The 19,211-nt window shown below is 62.4% G+C and carries 15 protein-coding genes; 8 read left to right on the plus strand and 7 right to left on the minus strand.

Annotated features, from left to right (window positions below):
- Positions 1-214 precede the first annotated feature (214 nt).
- The 8 genes from ACFHWW_RS05620 to ACFHWW_RS05655 all read left to right on the plus strand — a co-directional run bounded on the left by ACFHWW_RS05620 (position 215) and on the right by ACFHWW_RS05655 (position 12,104).
- Positions 215-886 carry a protein-L-isoaspartate(D-aspartate) O-methyltransferase gene (locus tag ACFHWW_RS05620; RefSeq protein WP_100673251.1) on the plus strand — a complete coding sequence of 224 codons (672 nt, stop codon included), beginning with the start codon at positions 215-217 and terminating at the stop codon, positions 884-886.
- Between the two features lie 145 nt (positions 887-1,031).
- Positions 1,032-4,247 carry a PAS domain S-box protein gene (locus ACFHWW_RS05625; RefSeq protein ID WP_379937589.1) on the plus strand — a complete coding sequence of 1,072 codons (3,216 nt, stop codon included), beginning with the start codon at positions 1,032-1,034 and terminating at the stop codon, positions 4,245-4,247.
- A 188-nt stretch (positions 4,248-4,435) separates the two neighbouring features.
- A complete protein-coding gene (locus ACFHWW_RS05630) occupies positions 4,436-5,119 on the plus strand; it encodes a response regulator transcription factor (RefSeq protein ID WP_018096365.1) in 684 nt (227 codons plus the stop codon).
- Between the two features lie 177 nt (positions 5,120-5,296).
- Positions 5,297-6,658 (plus strand): CheR family methyltransferase, encoded by a 1,362-nt coding sequence (locus tag ACFHWW_RS05635; RefSeq protein ID WP_379937590.1) that lies wholly within the window; start codon positions 5,297-5,299, stop codon positions 6,656-6,658.
- Positions 6,655-7,323 (plus strand): chemotaxis protein CheW, encoded by a 669-nt coding sequence (locus ACFHWW_RS05640; protein ID WP_379937591.1) that lies wholly within the window; start codon positions 6,655-6,657, stop codon positions 7,321-7,323. Before ACFHWW_RS05635 ends, ACFHWW_RS05640 begins: the two co-directional genes overlap by 4 nt.
- Positions 7,301-8,941, plus strand: a complete 1,641-nt coding sequence (locus tag ACFHWW_RS05645) for a methyl-accepting chemotaxis protein (protein WP_379937592.1) — start codon at positions 7,301-7,303, stop codon at positions 8,939-8,941. The genes ACFHWW_RS05640 and ACFHWW_RS05645 overlap by 23 nt, the downstream gene beginning before the upstream one ends.
- The gene (locus ACFHWW_RS05650) at positions 8,928-11,054 is read left to right on the plus strand and encodes a response regulator (protein ID WP_379937593.1); all 2,127 of its coding nucleotides are present in this window, start codon (positions 8,928-8,930) and stop codon (positions 11,052-11,054) included. The genes ACFHWW_RS05645 and ACFHWW_RS05650 overlap by 14 nt, the downstream gene beginning before the upstream one ends.
- Positions 11,055-11,063: 9 nt before the next feature.
- On the plus strand, positions 11,064-12,104 hold the full coding sequence (locus ACFHWW_RS05655) for a chemotaxis protein CheB (RefSeq protein WP_379937595.1): 1,041 nt from the start codon (positions 11,064-11,066) through the stop codon (positions 12,102-12,104).
- Positions 12,105-12,182: 78 nt separating this feature from the next.
- On the opposite strand, the gene ACFHWW_RS05660 is transcribed toward ACFHWW_RS05655, so the two are convergent.
- From ACFHWW_RS05660 to cpaB, 7 genes are all read right to left on the minus strand, one after another.
- A complete protein-coding gene (locus tag ACFHWW_RS05660) occupies positions 12,183-13,148 on the minus strand; it encodes a type II secretion system F family protein (RefSeq protein ID WP_379937596.1) in 966 nt (321 codons plus the stop codon).
- A 9-nt stretch (positions 13,149-13,157) separates the two neighbouring features.
- Positions 13,158-14,159, minus strand: a complete 1,002-nt coding sequence (locus ACFHWW_RS05665; RefSeq protein ID WP_102763251.1) for a type II secretion system F family protein — start codon at positions 14,157-14,159, stop codon at positions 13,158-13,160.
- A gap of 28 nt (positions 14,160-14,187) precedes the next feature.
- Positions 14,188-15,612 carry a CpaF family protein gene (locus tag ACFHWW_RS05670; RefSeq protein WP_379937597.1) on the minus strand — a complete coding sequence of 475 codons (1,425 nt, stop codon included), beginning with the start codon at positions 15,610-15,612 and terminating at the stop codon, positions 14,188-14,190.
- 92 nt (positions 15,613-15,704) lie between these two features.
- Positions 15,705-15,881 carry a Flp family type IVb pilin gene (locus ACFHWW_RS05675; RefSeq protein ID WP_102763253.1) on the minus strand — a complete coding sequence of 59 codons (177 nt, stop codon included), beginning with the start codon at positions 15,879-15,881 and terminating at the stop codon, positions 15,705-15,707.
- A 338-nt stretch (positions 15,882-16,219) separates the two neighbouring features.
- Positions 16,220-16,645 carry a TadE/TadG family type IV pilus assembly protein gene (locus tag ACFHWW_RS05680; protein WP_379937598.1) on the minus strand — a complete coding sequence of 142 codons (426 nt, stop codon included), beginning with the start codon at positions 16,643-16,645 and terminating at the stop codon, positions 16,220-16,222.
- Complete coding sequence (locus ACFHWW_RS05685) at positions 16,642-18,384, minus strand: AAA family ATPase (protein WP_379937599.1); 1,743 nt, start codon at positions 18,382-18,384, stop codon at positions 16,642-16,644. The genes ACFHWW_RS05680 and ACFHWW_RS05685 overlap by 4 nt, the downstream gene beginning before the upstream one ends.
- A 22-nt stretch (positions 18,385-18,406) precedes the next feature.
- Positions 18,407-19,198: a Flp pilus assembly protein CpaB gene (gene cpaB / locus ACFHWW_RS05690; protein ID WP_338279762.1), complete on the minus strand. Its 792-nt coding sequence runs from the start codon at positions 19,196-19,198 to the stop codon at positions 18,407-18,409.
- Positions 19,199-19,211 lie beyond the last annotated feature (13 nt).

Raw genomic sequence — 19,211 nt, forward strand, 5'->3', positions numbered from 1 at the left:
TATCGGGTCTTTCACAAGATTATTGTCGCTTTGACAAATCCCCGATGCTCTGTCCGCGCTTGCGCGACCGTCGGCTTACACCTTCTGAGATTGCCTACGACGCGCCGGATCGCTCAGCCCATTGTTGCCATTTGATCTTGCTATTGCATGTCGGTCACCCTTTAATGTCTAGAGGCCCATTTGCCGGCCGACTGGCTGAGGAGAGCCCGCCCTCATGAAGCCAATGAACGAAGAGCATCTCGCGGTTCTGCGCAGGCACATGGTCGAGGTTGTCGCAATCTATGCCGACCTTGCAAGCGAAGAACTCGGCAAGGCGGCGCTCGACGAACGGGTGATGGCAGCGATGCTGCGGGTGCCCCGGCATCTTTTCGTGCCGGTCCCGGCTGCGCCCTTTGCCTACCAGGACATGCCGCTTCCGATCGGCTTCGATAAGACCGTGTCGCAGCCCTTCATGGTCGCTCTCATGACCGATCTCCTTGCTCCCCAGCCGCATGAGGCCGTGCTCGAGATCGGCACCGGCCTGGGCTACCAAACCGCAATCCTCGCGCAACTCGCCGGCCAAGTTTGGAGCGTCGAGATCATCGAGGAATTCGCAGGTCAGGCCGAAGCTCTCCTGCACGGCCTCGGCATGTCGAATGTCGGCATTCGTATCGGCGATGGTTCTCGCGGCTGGCCCGAGCACGCTCCGTTCGACAAGATCCTCGTCACGGCGGCCGCTGAGCAGCCGCCCCCGGCTTTGCTCGAGCAGCTCAAGCCAATGGGCCGCCTTGTTCTTCCTGTCGGCTCCGAAGAACAGGTGCTGACCGTCATCGACAAGGATTCGGCCGGGAAATTCGCGGCGCGGCAACTTATCCCGGTTCGGTTCAGCCGGCTCGAAGCGGCCTGAGCGCGCGCCTTTCCTTGAAGCACGAGAGGCTCGTGTCTTTCTCCGGGAACAATTTACGGTCGCGAGCAGTTGACCCAGGTTGCACAACCTAGCAGGGGCTTTCTTCCAATGCGATACAGCGCCTCACCAATCTGAGTGTCGTGTCATGAACGCACCGACGCCCGAACCGCCCTCCCATAGGCCACATGATCTCTTTCACCGGCTTATGGATGGCATTGCCGAAGCGGTGATCGTCAAGGACGATGCGTCACGGTTTGTCTTCATCAACGACGCGGCTTGCGAGCTTCTGGGCAAAGACCGGAACCAGCTCATCGGACGGACCGACCACGACATATTACTGCGGGAGCAGGCAGACAGGATCGTCTCGCTTGACAGGGTCGTGCTTTCGACGGGTGAAGGCCACGAGCTCGAAGAGCAAATCACGACGCCAGATGGGACACAGCGCACGCTCCTGACGAAAAAGCGGTGCGTGAGCATTCCCGCCGGTCCGACCGAGGAAAAGTTCGTGGTCGTGACGATCGTGGATATCACCGACCTGCGCAGGACCGAAGAGACTCTCCGGGCGAGCGAGGAGCACTATCGCTCTCTGGTTGACCTTCACCCGCAAGTTCCGTGGACCGCAAACACGGCGGGAGAGGTCCTGGAGGTTGGCCCGCGATGGAGCGAACTGACTGGTCTGGGCGAAAAAGAAACGCTCGGCAGTGGATGGGCCAAAGCCGTTCATCCGCAGGACGCGCAATCTTTGGAAGAGAAATGGCACCGCTCCCTGGCAAGCGGCGCACCATTCGACTGCGAATACAGGCTTTTGACCCGGACCGGCCATTATCGCTGGTTCCGCGCTCGCGCAGCCGCAAAGCGAGACGCGGATGGAAAAATCGTGCGCTGGTACGGCCTCCTGGAAGATATCGACGAAAGGCGACGCGCCGCCGACGCCTTGCGCGAAAGCGAGGCCCGCTTTCGAGCCATCGCTGACAACGCGCCCGTGATGATCTGGGTTGCCGACCCCACAGGCGACACGAGCTTCTTCAATCGCTTGTGGTTGGAAACGACGGGGCAAACAGAGGCCGAGGCGCTCGGTTTCGGTTGGGTCGAAGTCATCCATCCCGATGATCGGCAGGCAGTCGAGGAAATATTCTTCAGGGCGACTGCGGGCAAGGAACCGGTGCACAGCGAGTACCGGTTGCGACGGGCCGATGGAAGCTGGGCATGGGTCATCGACGTCGGGCAACCGCGCTTCTCCGCCGACGGAACGTTCCTCGGTTATGTCGGGTCCGTTCTCGACATCACGGAACGGCGAGCCGCGGAGGTAGCTCAGCAGGAAGCTCAGGCGTTTATCAGAAGCATTTTTGACAGCAGTCCCGACTGTGTGCGCGTGCTCGACATGGAGGGACGGCCGCTGCTTATGAACGAGGCCGGGCGGCGTATCTTCGGACTGGATGTGGGTGCTCCGGTGACGGGGCAGACATGGGACTCCATCGGGCGAGCTTCCGACGCCGACAAGGTCGAGGCCGCCTGGGAAAGCGTCAGACGCGGGGAGACAGCGCGTTTCGAGATTTCCGTTCGGGATGCCGGCGGTGAAGAAAGATGCATGGACGTGATTTCGGCCCCGATCACGGACCATCGAGGAAAACCGTTCAGAATCCTGTCGCTCTGGCGCGACATTACCGATGCGAAGCGAGCAAGCGACGAAATCAGTCGTGCGCAAAGGCATGCCGAAGCCGCTGCCGACCAACTTTCTTCGGTACTCGAGAGCACTATGGACAGCGTCATGCTGCTCGACGCCGACTGGCGCGTGCGCTATCTCAACGAGAACGCTCGGAAGCTCCTGCAGGTCGGAGACGAGGCGCTGGGAAGAGTGTTCTGGAAGCTTTTCCCCGAAGAGGAAAAGGGGAGCTTCGCCAAGCATTGCCGCGAAGTGATGGACCGCCGGGTCCGCTCCTTTTTCGAGGACCATTTGTCGTCGCTCGGCCGGTGGGTCGAAGCGAATGCCTCCCCGACGCAAGACGGCATTTCCATTTTCTGCCGAGACATAACCGAGCGGCGTCGCGCGGAAGAGGACACGCTGCTGGCCCAAAAGCAGATCGCCCATATGGCCAGGCACGACATGCTTACCGGCCTCGCGAACCGAATGTTCTTCCGCGAATGCTTCGAGCAGGCGCTGAACGAGAGCAGCCATGCCCGTATGGCAGTGCTGTGCCTGGACCTTGACGGCTTCAAAGCCGTCAACGACACGCTCGGCCATCCCGCCGGCGACGCTTTACTGCGTCAGGTCTCTCAAAGGCTGATCCAATCCGTCAGAACCACGGAGACTGTCGCGCGACTTGGGGGCGACGAATTCGCCATAATACAACCTTTGACGAAGTCACGTGACGAAGCGTTCCGCCTCGCACAGCGGATGATCGATACCCTTTCCGAACCCTTCAGCATCGAGGGCGTCGCCGCAACTGTGGGGACGAGCATCGGAATTGCCTTTGCGCCGGAAGACGGAACCTCTGCAGACGAGCTGATCAAGGCAGCCGACATCGCGCTCTACAGTGCGAAATCCAGCGGACGCGGCACCTACAAGCTCTTCGACGTTGCGATGCATGCGCAGCTGCAGGCACACCAGCAGATGAAGATCGCAATGCGGGATGCGCTGGCGAGGGGAGAGTTCGAGCTGCATTATCAGCCGCTGGTGAGCCTGGAGTCGCGCTGCGTGAGCTGCTGCGAGGCGTTGCTGCGGTGGCGACACCCTCAACGGGGAATGATCGCACCGGCCGAATTCATTCCGATTGCCGAAGAGACCGGCTTGATCGTTCCGATCGGCGAATGGATTTTGGGTGAGGCATGTGGACAAGCCGCGCGCTGGCCGGAACATGTGAGCGTCGCCGTAAACCTCTCCCCCGTCCAGTTCAAGCATCGCAACCTGGTGAGGGCCGTCGCCAACGCCCTTTCCGCCACCAGACTTAATCCCGCTCGTCTGCAATTGGAGATCACCGAGACGGTTCTGCTGGATGAGAGCGAGCATAACCTCGAGCTGCTACAGGATCTGCGAAGGCTCGGCGTCAAGATCGCGATGGACGATTTCGGAACGGGTTATTCGTCGCTCGGCTACCTGCGCAGCTTTCCCTTCGACAAGATCAAGGTCGATCAGGCCTTCGTCCGGGACCTGCCGCACGGCAAGGAGTCGCTCGCGATCGTCAAGGCCGTCGCCGGCCTTGGGCAGAGCCTTGGCATGACGACAACGGTCGAGGGCGTCGAAACGGAGGATCAGCTGGCGGTGGTGAATTCGGAAGGCTTCAATGAGGTGCAGGGCTACCTCTTTTCGCGCCCCCTGCCCGCCGCGGAAATCTCCAAGCTGATCGCAGCCGGTTCCCTCTAACTCGAATGGCGTAGTTTCCGAGCAGGGCAGGAATTAGCCCTACACGTCGCGCGGCGTGTGTGGCACAATCCAATTACTACTGCTCATTGATCGAAATGACGGGAACTCATTCGCCGAGACGATCGTTAGTTGCAAGTCGAGCCGGGTTCGGAAACCCGTGGCGTGAGCCAGCGAGCGGGGATAGCGTAATGAATGCCTCAGGCGTCGCACTTATTGCCGATGACGATGAATTCTTCAGGATTGCGCTTGGCTTCATTTTGAAGAGCAAATTGCGCTTTACCGAGATTATCGAGACCGGGTCACTCGACGAGGCGATCGAGAGGCTTTCCGAGCGCGAAGACGTCTCGCTGGCATTGTTCGATCTGGCGATGCCGGGCATGCAAAGCGTCGCCAGCCTTGCTGCCGTGCGCGACGTCCACCCGGATTTGAAAGTCGCGGTCGTTTCGGCATCGTCGCGCCGATCGGATATCCTCTCCGCCCTGACTGCAGGCATAAACGGTTATGTCCCCAAGGGCCTTGGCGCCACCGACCTCGCCGAAGCAGTTCGCGCCATTCTCAACGGAGCGGTCTATGTCCCTCCCTCCATTGCAGGCCGCGCCTCCCCTTCCGAAGCAGAGACGCCAGCGCCTGGCGCGGGAGACCAGAACGAACGCCGCCGTACAATCGAATTCCTTACGCCGAGGCAGCGCGAAGTCTTGCAGCTCCTTGTACAGGGGTTCTCGAACAAGGAAATCGCCCGCAAGCTGAAACTCGGCGAAGGCACCGTGAAGATCCACATGGCAGCATTATTCCGAAGCCTGCGGGTCAGGAACCGCCAGGAGGCGGCCGCGGCCGGGGCGCGCCTTTTGCCGATGACCGAAAACCGACAATAGTCCGCTTGGATAGGCCGCCCTCTAGGTCATCCGGACGAATAGCGCAAATACACGCCAGGACGTAGTGACGACAGCAGTCAATGTATGTGGAACGATAATGCGCCAGCCGGTTTTGACAGAGAGTTTCATCCCGACGCCGCTTCGCGCCTGTCCGGCACCCGGGGAACGAGGTGTCCAGTGAACAGGCGCCGCCCCTCGTTGGAGCTCGCTGAACAGGTTGCAGGCAAGATCGGCCTGAGCTTCTCGGCATCCCGGAAAGAAGCCGTCGCCACGGCGATAGAGCGGGTGATGGTGCGGCGCCGCATTGGCGAGGGCCGCTCGCTTCTCGACCGGCTGGGATTGGACGAGTATTTGACAGATGACGTGATCTCTGCGGTTACGGTCGCCGAGACGCATTTCTTCCGGGGACCCGAGCAATTCGAACTGATACGGCAGACAATTCTCCCGGAACTGCTGCGACGGCGGTCCGGGGGGCCTCCTCTGCGGTTCTGGAGCCTCGGCTGCGCGACGGGTGAGGAACCCTATTCCCTTGCCGTTCTCTGCGAAGAGGAGGGCCTCCTGAACGATGTCCGGATCGATGCAGCCGACATTTCGAGGAGGGTACTCGCCGCGGCCAAGGCTGCCGAATACGGCGAGTGGGCCTTGAGGAATACGGACCCGAGGCTGAGGCAACGTTACTTCACTTCGTGCGAGGGGCGTTTTCGACTGAACGAGCGATTGCGCCGGCAGGTTGACTTCGCTCATCTGAACCTCGGCACCGACGCGCTTCCGGCTCCGGAAAAGCGATTGGCCGACTTCGACTTGATCCTTTGCCGCAACGTGCTCGTCTATCTCGAGGCGAGCGCGGTGCGCCGCATCGCCCGTCAGCTTCTGGCCTGCCTTTCCGATGGCGGCTGGCTGCTGACGGCCCCGACCGACCCGCCCCTGTGGAAATACGCCCCCTTCGAGACGTCGATCACGCCCGCGGGCATTGTCTACCGCCGGATCATGGCTCCGGACGCACGTAAGAGCCCGACCGCGTGCGTCGCTGCCGTTCGGCGCCAGACCGGCAACCCGGCCGCGTGCGTTCCGCCCGCCCTGGCTCGCTCCGCGCCCTCGCGAAAAACGACCGGTGACGATACGGCCAAGGCGATCGCGCGGCAAATCCGATCGCGTTTCGACCTGGGTGAGCCCCTTGAGGCAGCGCGCCTTGCCGCGCGAGCGATCGAGAGGCATCCGCTATCCGCGGAACTGCACTTCCTCGAAGGTGTCTCGCGGATGGCCAGCGGCGAGACCGACGCGGCGACGGCGGCACTCCGGCGGGTGGCCTATCTCGACGGCAAACTGGCGGCTGCACAGTTCTTCCTCGGTGTCTGCCTCAAGGACAGCGATCCGCAGGCGGCCCTGCGCGCCCTCGAAAATGCGCTCTCGTCCTGCCTCTCTCGTTCGCCGCGCGAACACGTTGCGTTGATGCCCGAGGCGACGGCCGGACATCTGGCGCAGCGCGCACGGCGAGAGATCGCCACGATACGCCAACATCTCGGGAGCGAAGCCGGATGAAGACACCTTCCCGCCCCCCCGCCCGTCCGCTCGACTGGACCGCCGTCAGAAGCCGTATGGCAGCCGCGATAGAACAGACGGAGGCGCTTCTGGAAGCGGCACAACAGGATTCGGAAGCGCAATACGTGCAACGATCACCCCGCGTGGCCGTTGACGTATCCGCCGGGCAAAGCGAAGAACAGGCCGTCGATCTCGTGATCTTCGTGCTGGGGGACCGGCAGTTTGCACTGGAGATCCGCTTCGTTTGCGAAATCGTTTCGAGGGCACGCGTCACCCCGCTCCCTGGAATGCCCCCGCATGCCTGTGGCGTTTACGACCTGCGCGGTCAGCTGCTTCCCGTATTCGATCTGCGCGGACCGCTGGATCTCCCGCAACTGGCCGGCATCGCCAATGACTGGGCGATCGTGTGCGGGCGGGAACGGCCCGAATTCCTGATCCTTTCCGAAGCCGCCCCAGAAATATCGACGCTCCCGCTGGAGGAAATCCGCGCAGCGGAGCCCGCTGCGGGCATAGCTTGGCATTGGGCGACGACGAAAGCCGGGGCGGTCATTCTCGACGGCCGACTGCTTTTGGAGGATCGCCGCTTCTTTCTTGATGATGGGCAGATCACCGCCAGCGACGAGACGGAAAGGACCGAGTTTCATGAGTCCCCGACCAGCAAATAGCCTCTATGGCGCATTGGGGTTGGCAATGCTCCTATTCTTAGCAGCATCGGCGCTGCTCGTCGCGTCCAGTTTCATTGCTCTGGAACGCGTCCAGGCGGATCTTGCGGCGACGTCCTCGCTCGGTAAGGAACGGCTGGCCTACCAGATGATCTACACGGCCAGTCACCTGGAACAAGCCGAGGGTCCGGCTCGGGCCGCTGTTGCCGACGAACTGCGCCGCTTGATGGATCGCAATGAGCGGCTTCTTGCAAGTCTGGCGAATAGCGAAGAAGGGATCGGACTGGCGGCAGCGAACGAACCTGCTGCCCTCACGCAGCTCGAACAAGCCCGCCAACTATGGCGAGATGAAATCAGGCCCGCTCTGGAAAGCGCCATGGCCAGCGCACCGCTCAGCCGCGGCGCGCTGGACGAGCTGGATCCGGAGATCAGAGCGTTTGCGGCGCGTCTGGACGGATTGATCAGCCGCATCGAACAGGCCGGAGCCACCCGGCTTCAGCGCTCCCAATTGCTGCAGTTCGGTTTTTCGGCTCTCGCCCTGCTGGTGCTCCTTCAGGTGCTGAGGGTCGGGCGCCGTCTGGCCCGCCGCACGCGCGCGCTCGCGGTGCTGGCGGAAAAGGTCAGCGACGGTGACCTGGCGCAGAAGGCGTCGGTCGACGGCAGCGACGAGCTCGCAGTTCTCGGCGCCTCCTTCAATGCGATGACAGAGAGGCTCGCCGGAATGATCGACAACGAGCGGGGCAGCAGGGAGAGGCTCGAGAAGTTGCTCGCCACGATTTCGGAAACGGCGCAACACCTCTCATCGTCGGCTGCCGAGATTCTCGCCGGCACCACGCAACAGGTCGAAGGCATGCGCGAGCAGTCCTCGGCCGTTGCCCAGACGGTCACGAGCGTCGATGAGGTATTGCAGACTTCAGAACAGGCGGCGCAGCGCGCGCAGCAGGTTGCCGCCTCCTACGACAACGCCGTCAAGATCAGCAATGAGGGCCGCAGAGCGCTGGACGACACGGTGCAGGTAATGAATGCCGTCAGCGCGCGGACGGAAACGATTGCTGCAGATATTCTCTCGCTTGCGGAAAACAGCCTCGAGATCGGCGAAATCGTGTCGGTCGTTGCCGAGATCGCGGACCAGACGAACCTCCTGGCATTGAATGCTGCGATCGAGGCATCGCGCGCCGGTGAACACGGCAGGGGCTTCAATGTCGTTGCCAGCGAGATCCGGACGCTTGCCGACCAGTCGAAGGCTGCGACTACCAGGGTCCGCCGCATTCTCATGGAAATCCAGAAATCGACAAACTCCGCGGTCATCGGCGCCGAGGATGGATCCAAGAGCGTCAGCCGTGCGCTCGAGACGGTCAGCGAAGCGGGCGAGACCATCCGGCAATTGGAGGCGATCGTAGACGATTCCGCGCGATCGGTCGCTCAGATCGCCGCGTCGGCGGGTCAGCAGCGCGCCGGCATGAAGCAGATTCACGAAGCGATGCATTACATCGAACAGACCAGCAGCCAGAACCTCTCGGCGATACGGCAGGCCGAGGAGGCCGCGAAGGACTTGAACGAACTCGGCTCAAGGCTGAAGGAAATGCTCACCGACCACGGCAGCGAACATGATAACACCTGAAGAACTCGACCCCGGCTTATTGACCATGTTCACTCAGGAGGTGCGGGAACGTGCGTCGGAGATGGAGAACGCCGTGCTGGCAATTGAGGCGTCCGGCGATGCGGATCGGAAACGGCATCTGCAGGAACAGCTTCTAAGGGTGGCGCATAGCCTCAAGGGTGCCGCCGGCCTGCTTCAGGTGCGCGGCGTGGAAACGATTTGTCACTGGATGGAGGAAATTCTCTCGATCGCTGCGAATGAACGGCTTGTGCTCGAGAGATCGAGGCTGGACCTGCTGCTGTCGGCTGCGGACGCGATCAGGAACGCGGCCAATCTGCTTGAGGGCGGCGAGATCCCCTCTCCCGTGCATGGCGAGGACGTGGTCGAAAAGCTGAAGTCCATCGCAAGCGCGGGTTCCGATGACGGCATGAAAGAAGCGCACCACCATCCGCCCTTGCCTGAGCCGGAGATCGCCATTCGCACCACCGACACCGACGGTTCCATGCGCGTCTCCGCCGCGCGCCTCGATGCACTCCTTTACAGGAGCGGTGAGATGCTCACCTTCAATGGCGTCATGCGGCGTCATGCCGAGCAGGCCTCTTCGCTGCGCGAGGAAGCAAGGAAAATGCGCGCACCGGGCTCTGAACCCGCCGGACAGGTGGCGCGTGTCGAAAGCGGCCTGCGTCAGCTCGCGGCATTCCTTCGCCAGGATGTTCGCCTGATGCAAAGTGCGGTGACCGCGCTCGACGAAGAGATCAGGCTAGCGCGCACACAGCCTTTTGCGGAGGCATGCAAGGGCCTTGGCCGAATCGTCCGGGACGTGGCGGCGGCATCGGGGAAACGGGCAGAACTGGAGATCAGGGGCGGAGAGATCGAAGTCGATCGCTCCGTCATTTCAGCGCTGCAGGATTCGCTGCGCCACCTCGTCCGCAACGCGGTTGCGCATGGAATCCAGACGCCGGAGGAGCGTCGGGCGGCAGGGCGGCCGGAAACGGGCAGCATCCTGGTTTCGGCCGCCATGCGCGGAAACAGGATGGAGGTTCGTGTCGAAGATGACGGCCGCGGCCTGAATTTGGCTTTGCTGAGTGCGGCGACAGGCGAAAGCCCTCGAAGCAATCAACCCGAAGCGGATCTCCTGCGGCGTGTCTTCGAGCCGGGCGTCTCCACCTCGGCGACCGTCACCAGCCTTTCAGGGCGCGGCATAGGTCTCGACATCGTGAAAAGCAATGTGGAAAAGCTACGCGGCGCGGTCGACGTTTCGCAGGTACCGACCGGCGGTGCTGCCTTCACCCTCACCCTGCCTCTGACCCTTGCAACGGTTCGTGTTCTGGAAGTCCTTGCAGGAGGACATGTGTTCACGATCGACACCACGTCCGTCCAGCGCGTCATCCGGATCGGCCGGGGGGACTTCACGCTGGTGGAGGACAGGGATTTCGTCCGTACCCCCGCCGGTCCGATGCCCTTCGTCGATCTTTCGCTTTGGCTCCGCCTCCAGCCGAACCGGAGCGACGCGAGCGAAACCATCCCGGCAGTGGTTGTCGACTCGCCGGGCGGGCCCATGGCAGTGCTCGTCGACGAAATCACCGGGGAACAGGAACTGCTCACACGATCGCTCGGTCCGCGCCTGGCAAATGTCCGGCGTTACAGCGGTGGAATGGTGCTCCCCGACGGGCGCATCGCCCTCCTCTTGAACGTCGCAGCCCTCGCCGAGGCTGCAGCCGAGGTGCAGCCTCGCAAGAGCGTCGTCGGGCGCCGGCCCGTTGCGGCCGCTCGTCGAAAGGTCCTTGTCGTAGACGATTCGAAATATGTTCGAACATTGGTGAAGCTCATACTGGAAGGCGCCGGATACGATGTGACCATGGCGACCGACGGCACGGAAGCGTTGAAGCAGCTTCGCGACCATGGAGCCGACGTGGTCGTAGCCGACGTCGATATGCCATCAATGAATGGCTTCGAGCTGACCCGGGCCATTCGCCAGTCGGACCGCCTTACCGGCACGCCCGTCGTACTCGTCACCGGGCGGGAATCCCTTGAAGACAAGTTGAAGGGACTGCGCGCCGGCGCAAACGCCTACCTGAGGAAGGATCAGTTCGATGCGCACGACTTCCTGGAAACAATGCGGCAGGTCGTTTGAGGGAAGAGGATGGTACGCATTCTTCTCGCGACATCCACGCACGAGCTTGAAGATCTCGTAAAGAGGGCGATCGAGCGGGACGCCTCTGCGGAGCTCGTCCTGATCGCAAGAAACGGGAGAGACGCCGTTAGAATGACCGGCGAACTCCTGCCGGACATTGTCGCCCTGGAACTTAGCCCTTCCGGGGATGACAGCGCAGAAACGGTCAGGGAGATAATGATCGCGGCACCGACGCCGGTCGTTTTGCTCTCACATAGGGACGGCTCGCAGCTCGGGACCATTTCGGCGCGGGCGCTCGAAGCGGGCGCTCTCGCGGTCATCCCGGCGCCGGCCGCCCACGGCATGCCGCTCGAACAGCCGGCAGTTGAGAAGTTTCTCTCGACGATCAAAGCCATGTCGCAGGTAAAGGTCGTTCGGCAATGGCGCCAGAAAGTCCGCGGAGATCGCGCGGCCAAAGACCAACCGCCAGCGGCAGGGACGCCGATCGGAATCGTGGCCATCGCGGCCTCGACCGGTGGGCCGGCGGCGATCCGTTCGATACTCAGAGACCTCTCAGCCGATTTCCCGGTGCCGATCCTCATCGTCCAGCACATGTCGAGCGGCTTCATCGACGGCGTTGCCGCCTCTCTCGACGCGACCGTGCCGCTCAAGGTGAAGGTCGCCAGGAATGGAGAACTTCTCAAACCCGGCACCGTCTACCTCGCACCGGACAATTATCAGCTCGGCGTCTCGGGCAGATCGCGCCTACGCGTCTCGGACGATGCTCCGGTCAACGGCTTCAAGCCGTCCGGATCCTATCTCTTCGGCTCGATCGCGCGCGCCTTCAAGGGGGAGTCGCTCGCGGTGATCCTCACCGGAATGGGCGATGACGGGACGGAGGGGCTTCGGGCGCTGCGCGTGGCGGGCGGCAAGGCGATCGCGCAGGACGAGAAGAGTTCGGTGGTCTTCGGCATGCCGAAATCGGCGATCGGTGCCGGCCTCGTGGACCTAGTGCTGCCGCTGGAAAGCATAGCTGAGAACATCGCTGCCATCGCCCGGGGACGGAGCTAACCGGGAGGCGAGACAAGGACTTGAACGTTGTGGGGCCCGCGCGTCGGACTTGACGCGCAGGCGCCACACCGCCCCCCTCTAGATGCTCATGATCTGAATGACCGCCGGTGTGATGATCACCGCAAAGAGCACGGGCAGGAAGAACAGGATCATCGGCACGGTGAGCTTGGGCGGGAGAGCGGCCGCTCTTTTCTCGGCCTCGCTCATGCGCATGTCCCGGTTCTCCTGCGCCATCACACGCAACGCCTGACCAAGCGGTGTGCCGTATTTCTCCGCCTGTATAAGGCTGGTGACGACGGCGCGCACGCCCTCCACGCCGGTTCTCTGCCCCAGGTTTTCGAAGGCCTGTCGCCGGTCCTGCAGGTAGGAAAGCTCCGCAGTCGTCAGCAGGATCTCCTCCGCAGTTTCCGGCGATTGCGTGCCGACCTCCTCGCCAACCTTGCGGAAGGCGCTTTCGATTCCCATGCCGGCTTCGACGGTGATCAACAGCAGGTCCAGCGCCTCGGGCCAGGAACGCCGGATCGACTGCTGCCGCTTGGTGATCCTGTTCCTGATGAAGATCGCCGGAGCGAAATATCCGAACGCGCCCATGGCGGCGGCCATCGCCACCACCAAAAGGAGCGGTGCCTCCGGGCGGACCACCAAAAGGATGTAAAGCAAGCAGGCCGTGAAGATGGCAACCGGCGCAATCAGCCGGAAAGCAAGAAAGGCCGTCACCGCGGCATGGCCACGATAGCCCGCCATGCTCAACTTGCGGACGATCTCGCCGTCCTCCGCCTGCTTGGCAAGACGGAAGCGGTCGACGATCGCCTGAAAGAGGCGCTTCGGCTCCACACGCAAGGATACCTTGCTCTTCTCCTCCAGCCGGGCGCGTTCGCGCTGGCGGATACGCTCGCGTTCGCCCTCCACTTTTCGCATGCGATCCGACAGCGTGTTCCGGAAGACGTAAGGCCAGGAAACGACGACGACCGCTGAAAAGGCGGAGAAGCCGGCCATCACGGCCGCCAACTGTTCCGGGTCTGGGATATGGACGCCAAGGTTCATCTCAAGTTCTCAGAAGTCGAAGTTGATCATCTTGCGCATGACGAGGATGCCGATGCCCATCCACAGGCCGCAGCAAACGAGTACGATCTTGCCGATCGTCGTCGTGAACAGGAGCGTCATGTAGTCCGGGCTCGTGAAGTATACGGCGCCCGCGACGACGAACGGCAAAGCACCGATGATGCCGGCCGAGGACTTCGCCTCCGCGCTCATCGCCTTGATTTTGGCTTTCATCTTCTTGCGTTCTCGGAGCACCTTGGAAAGATTTCCGAGCGCTTCCGAGAGGCTGCCGCCGGTGCGGCTCTGAATGGCGACAACGATGGCAAAAAAGTTGGCTTCGGCAAGCGGCATGCGTTCGCTCATGCGCTTTACGGCCTCGTCCACCGGTATGCCCAGCGTCTGGTCCTGAACGATCGCGAGGAACTCGCCCTTGACCGGCTCCTGCGCTTCCGTGGCAATCACCCTCAGGCAATCCGGCATCGGCAGACCTGCCTTGAGCCCTCTGACGATGACGTCGACGGCGTTCGGAAACTCAGCAGCGAACCGGGCAAAGCGCGCATTGCGCTTGATGTTCACGTAGAGGTGCGGCAGGAGCAGACCGCCGGCGATCGCGAAACCGACCGACACTAGCGCACCGAGGCCCGCAACCATCAGCATCGCGACCCAGGTGACCAGCGCGGTGCCGGCACAGACGAGAAAATAGGCCTTGCGGGACCAATGAAGGCCGGACTGACGGAGCCTCGCCGAGAGCGTCACTTTGCCTTTGCGCGCATTCGCCTGGCGCTTCTCCTCTATCTCGCGCAGCGTCTTTTCCACCGACCGGCGGCGGTCGCGGCCATCCGTCTCGGCTGGTTCGCTTCGCTTGTCTTCCGCCCGCGCCGAAATGCGCTCGAACCTCTGGCGATAGGCGCTTGCCTTGGAAACACGCGGATAGAACGCCGCCATCATCACACCGCCTATGCTGGTGGATGCCAGGAGGAAGACGAAAACGGGAAACAGCAAAGAGGTTGCCATCTGTTTTGGCCCTTTGTCAGCGTTTAATTCAAGCGGCGGCCTTCATTTCCGCCGCGTCGAGGGCCGCGGCGAGCCGGACCTCTTCGCCATAGTAGCGAGCGCGATCCCAGAATGCCGGCCGCCCTATGCCGGTCGAACGGTGTCGTCCGATGATGTTTCCCTTCTCGTCTTCGCCGAGGATGTCGTAGACGAAGAGGTCCTGCGTCGTGATCACGTCGCCTTCCATGCCGAGCACTTCGGTGATGTGGGTGATCCGGCGCGAACCATCGCGAAGGCGCGCCGCCTGCACGATCACGTCGACCGACGAGACGAGCATCTCCCGGATCGTCTTGGCCGGCAGCGAGCTCCCGCCCATGGTGATCATCGCCTCGACGCGCGCCATCGCTTCGCGCGGAGAGTTGGCGTGGAGCGTTCCCATCGAACCGTCGTGACCGGTGTTCATCGCCTGCAGCAGGTCGAAGGCCTCGGGCCCGCGGACCTCGCCGACGATGATCCGCTCGGGCCTCATGCGCAGGCAGTTCTTCACGAGGTTGCGCATGGTGATCTCACCCTGCCCCTCGATGTTCGGCGGCCGCGTTTCGAGGCGCACGACATGCGGTTGCTGCAGTTGAAGCTCCGCCGCATCCTCGCAGGTGATGACGCGCTCGCCGTGCTCTATATAACCGGTCAGGCAGTTCAGAAGCGTCGTCTTGCCGGAGCCGGTACCGCCGGAAATGAGAACGTTGCAGCGCACGCGTCCGATGATCTTGAGAACCTCGGCGCCCTCCGGCGAGATCGAGCCGAACCGGACCAGCTGGTCGAGGGTCAGCTTTTCCTTCTTGAACTTGCGGATCGTCAACGTGGGGCCGTCGATTGCCAGGGGAGGCGCGATCACGTTGACACGGGAACCGTCGCCCAGACGCGCGTCGCAGATCGGGCTCGATTCGTCGACGCGCCGGCCAACCTGGCTGACGATGCGCTGGCAGATATTGAGTAGCTGCTCGTTGTCGCGAAAACGGATTCCCGTCTCCTGCACGCGGCCATTCACCTCGATGAAGACCTGGTTTGCGCCATTGACCATGATGTCGGCGATGTCGTCGCGTGCGAGCAGGGGCTCGAGCGGCCCGTAACCCAAGATGTCGTTGCAGATGTCGCTGAGAAGATTGTTCTGCTCCGCCATCGAAATGCCGGCCTTCTTGGCCGCGATGATGTCGTTGACGATCGCTCCGATTTCCTTGCGCGCCTGCTCCCCATCCATGCCGGAGAGTGCTGCGACGTCGATTGTCGCGATGAGGGCGCTGAAGATTTCCTTTTTCAGCGCGTAATATTCGGCCTTGTGGGCCTTTTCCGTACGGACCGCCGGAACTTCGATCGGTTTTTGGCTCGGCTCCCGCACCGGCTCAGCATTACCGGACGCCGGTTGAACGGCCGCTTCGCGGGTCTTTTCTTCCAGGTGGAATTTCTTGCCGAACATTGGTGTCGCTCTGCTTGTTTGAGGTCCGTGAGCGTTGCATGCGAAAGCGGAAGGCAATGCCTTCCGCTTCGCTTGGCGACCGACGGCCCGGATTAAGCGGCAGGGATGACGAGTCTGTCCGCGATCGCTTGGAACGCGGCCGTCACGTCGGTACCGACAAGCCCTACCGCACCGATGATGGCGACGGCGATAAGACCGGCGATCAGGCCGTATTCGATGGCGGTTGCGCCGGATTCGTTGCGAGCAAAACGGGCAAGAAGATTTTTCATGGTTCGGTCCTTCAATGGGTTGGAGAAAGTGCCGAAACCAAGTTCGGCGTCACAGGGTTGGGCCGGGTTCTGCCTCGTGTCCCGCTTGCTGTGTGGCTCTTATATAGACTTTGTTAACCCTCTTGATCTATTCAGCCTGATGGCCGAGCCGGCGGAGCAGATGGCTCGTCCGGTTGGTCTAGTCCGATCGCCGATACCGCTATTTGCTTCAACCTTTTACTGCGACACGCCGCGATTCACGGGTTAATCGGAGACGATTCACCCCCCCATCCGAATAGCTATGGCCGCAGCCAATCCGGATCGTTGCAAACGCCCCGGGGCCGCGCCTGGAAATCCGGTCAACCGATCGGGATGCGCCGCGACAGGTTGAGGCTGACGGGGCTTTGGGTGAGACCGGGGACGACGAAGGTAAAGGGATAGCGGATCGACAGCACGCGGAAGGCTATGCCGTCCACCGTCTCCTTGCTGACGGCGATAGTGAGCAGCCTCGGGTCGCCGCTGTGAAAGCTCTCGCGCACCGCCCCAGCCAGCTTGGCCAGTGCTTCGCTGTCCGTAGCATCGCGGGCGATCTGCCCGATCAGCACCCGACGGGCAGCAACATCGACGGCGTGCGACAGCTCGTTGCGCATGTAAAAGGCGCGGCCGAACTCGAGGATGCCGAAGACGAGCAGCAGCAAAGGCAGGCAGACGAGCGCGAATTCCACCGCCGTAGCGCCTGACTGACTGCGCAACAGGCGGCGAAGGATGGCGGGCGGAGCCCTCATTGGACTTGCACTTGCATGGAGGACCCGAGCTCGAATACGGGAAGTACCGCCGGCAAGGACATCGGCCGATAGGACTTTGCAGCCGCGAGCCGATAATACACGAATTGCGGTTTCGCGTTCGCGCAGGTCACCGTTCCGCATTGCGGCGCGGCCTCAGGGGCGACATCGGCATTTTCCGGGCAGGCGCAGTAGCGCTTCACTGCCGGCAGCGTGGCACTCGCCAGACGCGGGCTCTGGGCCAGGGTGGAAACGAGCACCTTTTGGACCTGCGCCGCGCCGGGATCCGCCAGGGCTGCCTGCGCACCGGCGCGCAGGACATGGTCGATCGTCATCCGCTCGTTGATCGCAAGACCGAGATCGGCCGTTGCCACGAGACCGAGAGCGAGGACCGGCGCGATCAGCGCGAATTCGACCGCCGAAGCACCGGCCTCGGAGGTCTTCAATTCGCCGGCCTTCTTGCTCAGCAAGGATGATGCCTTCGGTTTGCCGCGCTTGAACACTTTCTGCAGCAACGCCTTTAGCCCTTTTTGGCGGATTCGTCGCTCACGCGTCCCGCCGACCCGCCAGCCAAGCGCAACGATGGCCTTCCCGGCTTTGGAGTCGGGCGCCGACTCGATGATCAGCCGGCCATTATTGGCCGCTGCGCCGAAGAGGGACGGGTCGAATGACAGCGAGACGCTTTCGTCAAGGCCTACGGCCGCCAGAAAATCCTTCTGTTTGATTTCCTGCAGCTTCGGGGTGCCGACCTTGTTGAGCACCAGACGGGGCGGCGGATCGTTGGGTCGCGCCTTCTTCAGGAAATCGATCAGGTTCTTGGCATTGCGCATGCAGGCAAGATCCGGCGTCGCGGTCACGACGATTTCGTCGGCCTCGAGCAGAACCTTCCGGGTCCACTGCGTGAGGATATGCGGCAGGTCGACGACAACATGCCATGAGCTCGAACGAGCGACGTCGAGGAGATGATCGACATCCTCCTCACGCAGATTGATGAACTTGTCTAGTTCCGTGGTTGCCGGAAGCAGGTGCAGGCGATCCGTGTAGCTCACCGTCAGGCGTCGCAGCAGCACATCGTCGAGGCGTTCGGGCCTCTGGAGCACATCCACCATGCCGTACTTTGCTTCGATATCGAAGTTCAGGCCGAGCGTCCCGGACTGAAGGTCGAGATCCGCCAGAAGAACATCGGCATCCACCCGCTTGGACATGGCGTAGGCAACATTGTGTGCGAGTGTCGAGGAGCCGGTTCCGCCCTTCGCGCCGACAAATGCAACGATGCGCCCCAGTTTCTCCTCGGTGGAATCGCGAAAGCAGCGGTGTACCGCCGCAACGAAATCCATCGGCTCGAGCGGCATGACGAGGTAGTCGCTGACGCCCGCGTCCAGAAGCTTCTTGTAGAGTCCCACATCGTTGGAGCGGCCGATGACGATGACCTTGGTGCCGGTGACGCACTCCATTGCCAGCGTTTCCAGGGCCTGCATCAGGCAGGCTTCGCTTTCCTCGCTCTCCACCACGACCAGATTCGGCGATGTGACGCCGCCATAGAGCGCCGCCGCCTCTTTGATCCCGCCGGCCTTCACGGTCACGCTGGCACGCGCCATTCGCCGATCGATCGCCGCCGTTGCGACGGCATCTCTTACCGATTCCGACTGGCAGAAGATTGCGATGTCCACCTTCGGAATGGGCAGCAGCGGGGGAGCCGTGGCTGGCAGCGGAGATTCTTTGATTTCGTCAGGCTGTTTCATCGTCAAGGGTTCCGTAAATGGATCAGCTGCCGTCGGAACGGGAGGGAACCTCCACCATCGACATGCGTCCGCCGTTGAAGAAGCGCACCACGCCGCGTCTGGTTCCCTCGGACTCGACGACAGAGGCCTCGTGGTTGTCGGTGATCGCACGAAGTGCGAGCGAGACGGTGCCGGAAGCCTCGGCGGCCGCGACGGCTGCGATCTGTTCCGGATCCACTTCCAGCGTCGCGGTCTTGCCGATGACCGAGGTTCCATCGGCTGCCTGCGAGACGGTCTGATCGACTGCAAGGACGCGAATATTGGACAGGATCGCGCGGCTGACGACCTTGCCGGCGTCGCCGGAGGCGTCCGGGCGGGCGGCGGTGTGAACCACGTCGACGTGATCGTTCGGCAGGATAAATCCGCCGGCCGTGCTTTCGGCCGTGACGCGAACCGCGATCGCCCGCTTTCCCGAAGGCAGCAGACTCGACAGGTAACCCGTGCCACGCTGCGCCAGCTTGTCTTCGCGAATGGGCTCACCGGCAACGAAGTCGCTCAGGGCCAGAGAACCTTTTAGCGCTGTCGTCGCGTCCGGGCGGGAGCTGCGGCTTATGAAGACAGGAGGGATTTCGCCCTCCCACGGCTGCCAGCGCAGGTGACTCTCGTCGATCGCCGCACCGCGCTTGAACTCTGCGGCGGCCACGAGCACCTCCTGCGAAGGCGCTTCCCGAACCTCAGCAACCTTGACCGCGGGCTCTTCGCCGACGCCGAGCGCCAGCCAGGAGGCGGCTCCACCGGATGCCAGTGCGAGCAGGAGAATGACGATACGGATCATGGATTAAACCTCG

The sequence above is a fragment of the Sinorhizobium sp. P24N7 genome, assembly GCF_042436655.1.
GTDB lineage: Bacteria > Pseudomonadota > Alphaproteobacteria > Rhizobiales > Rhizobiaceae > Sinorhizobium > Sinorhizobium meliloti_A.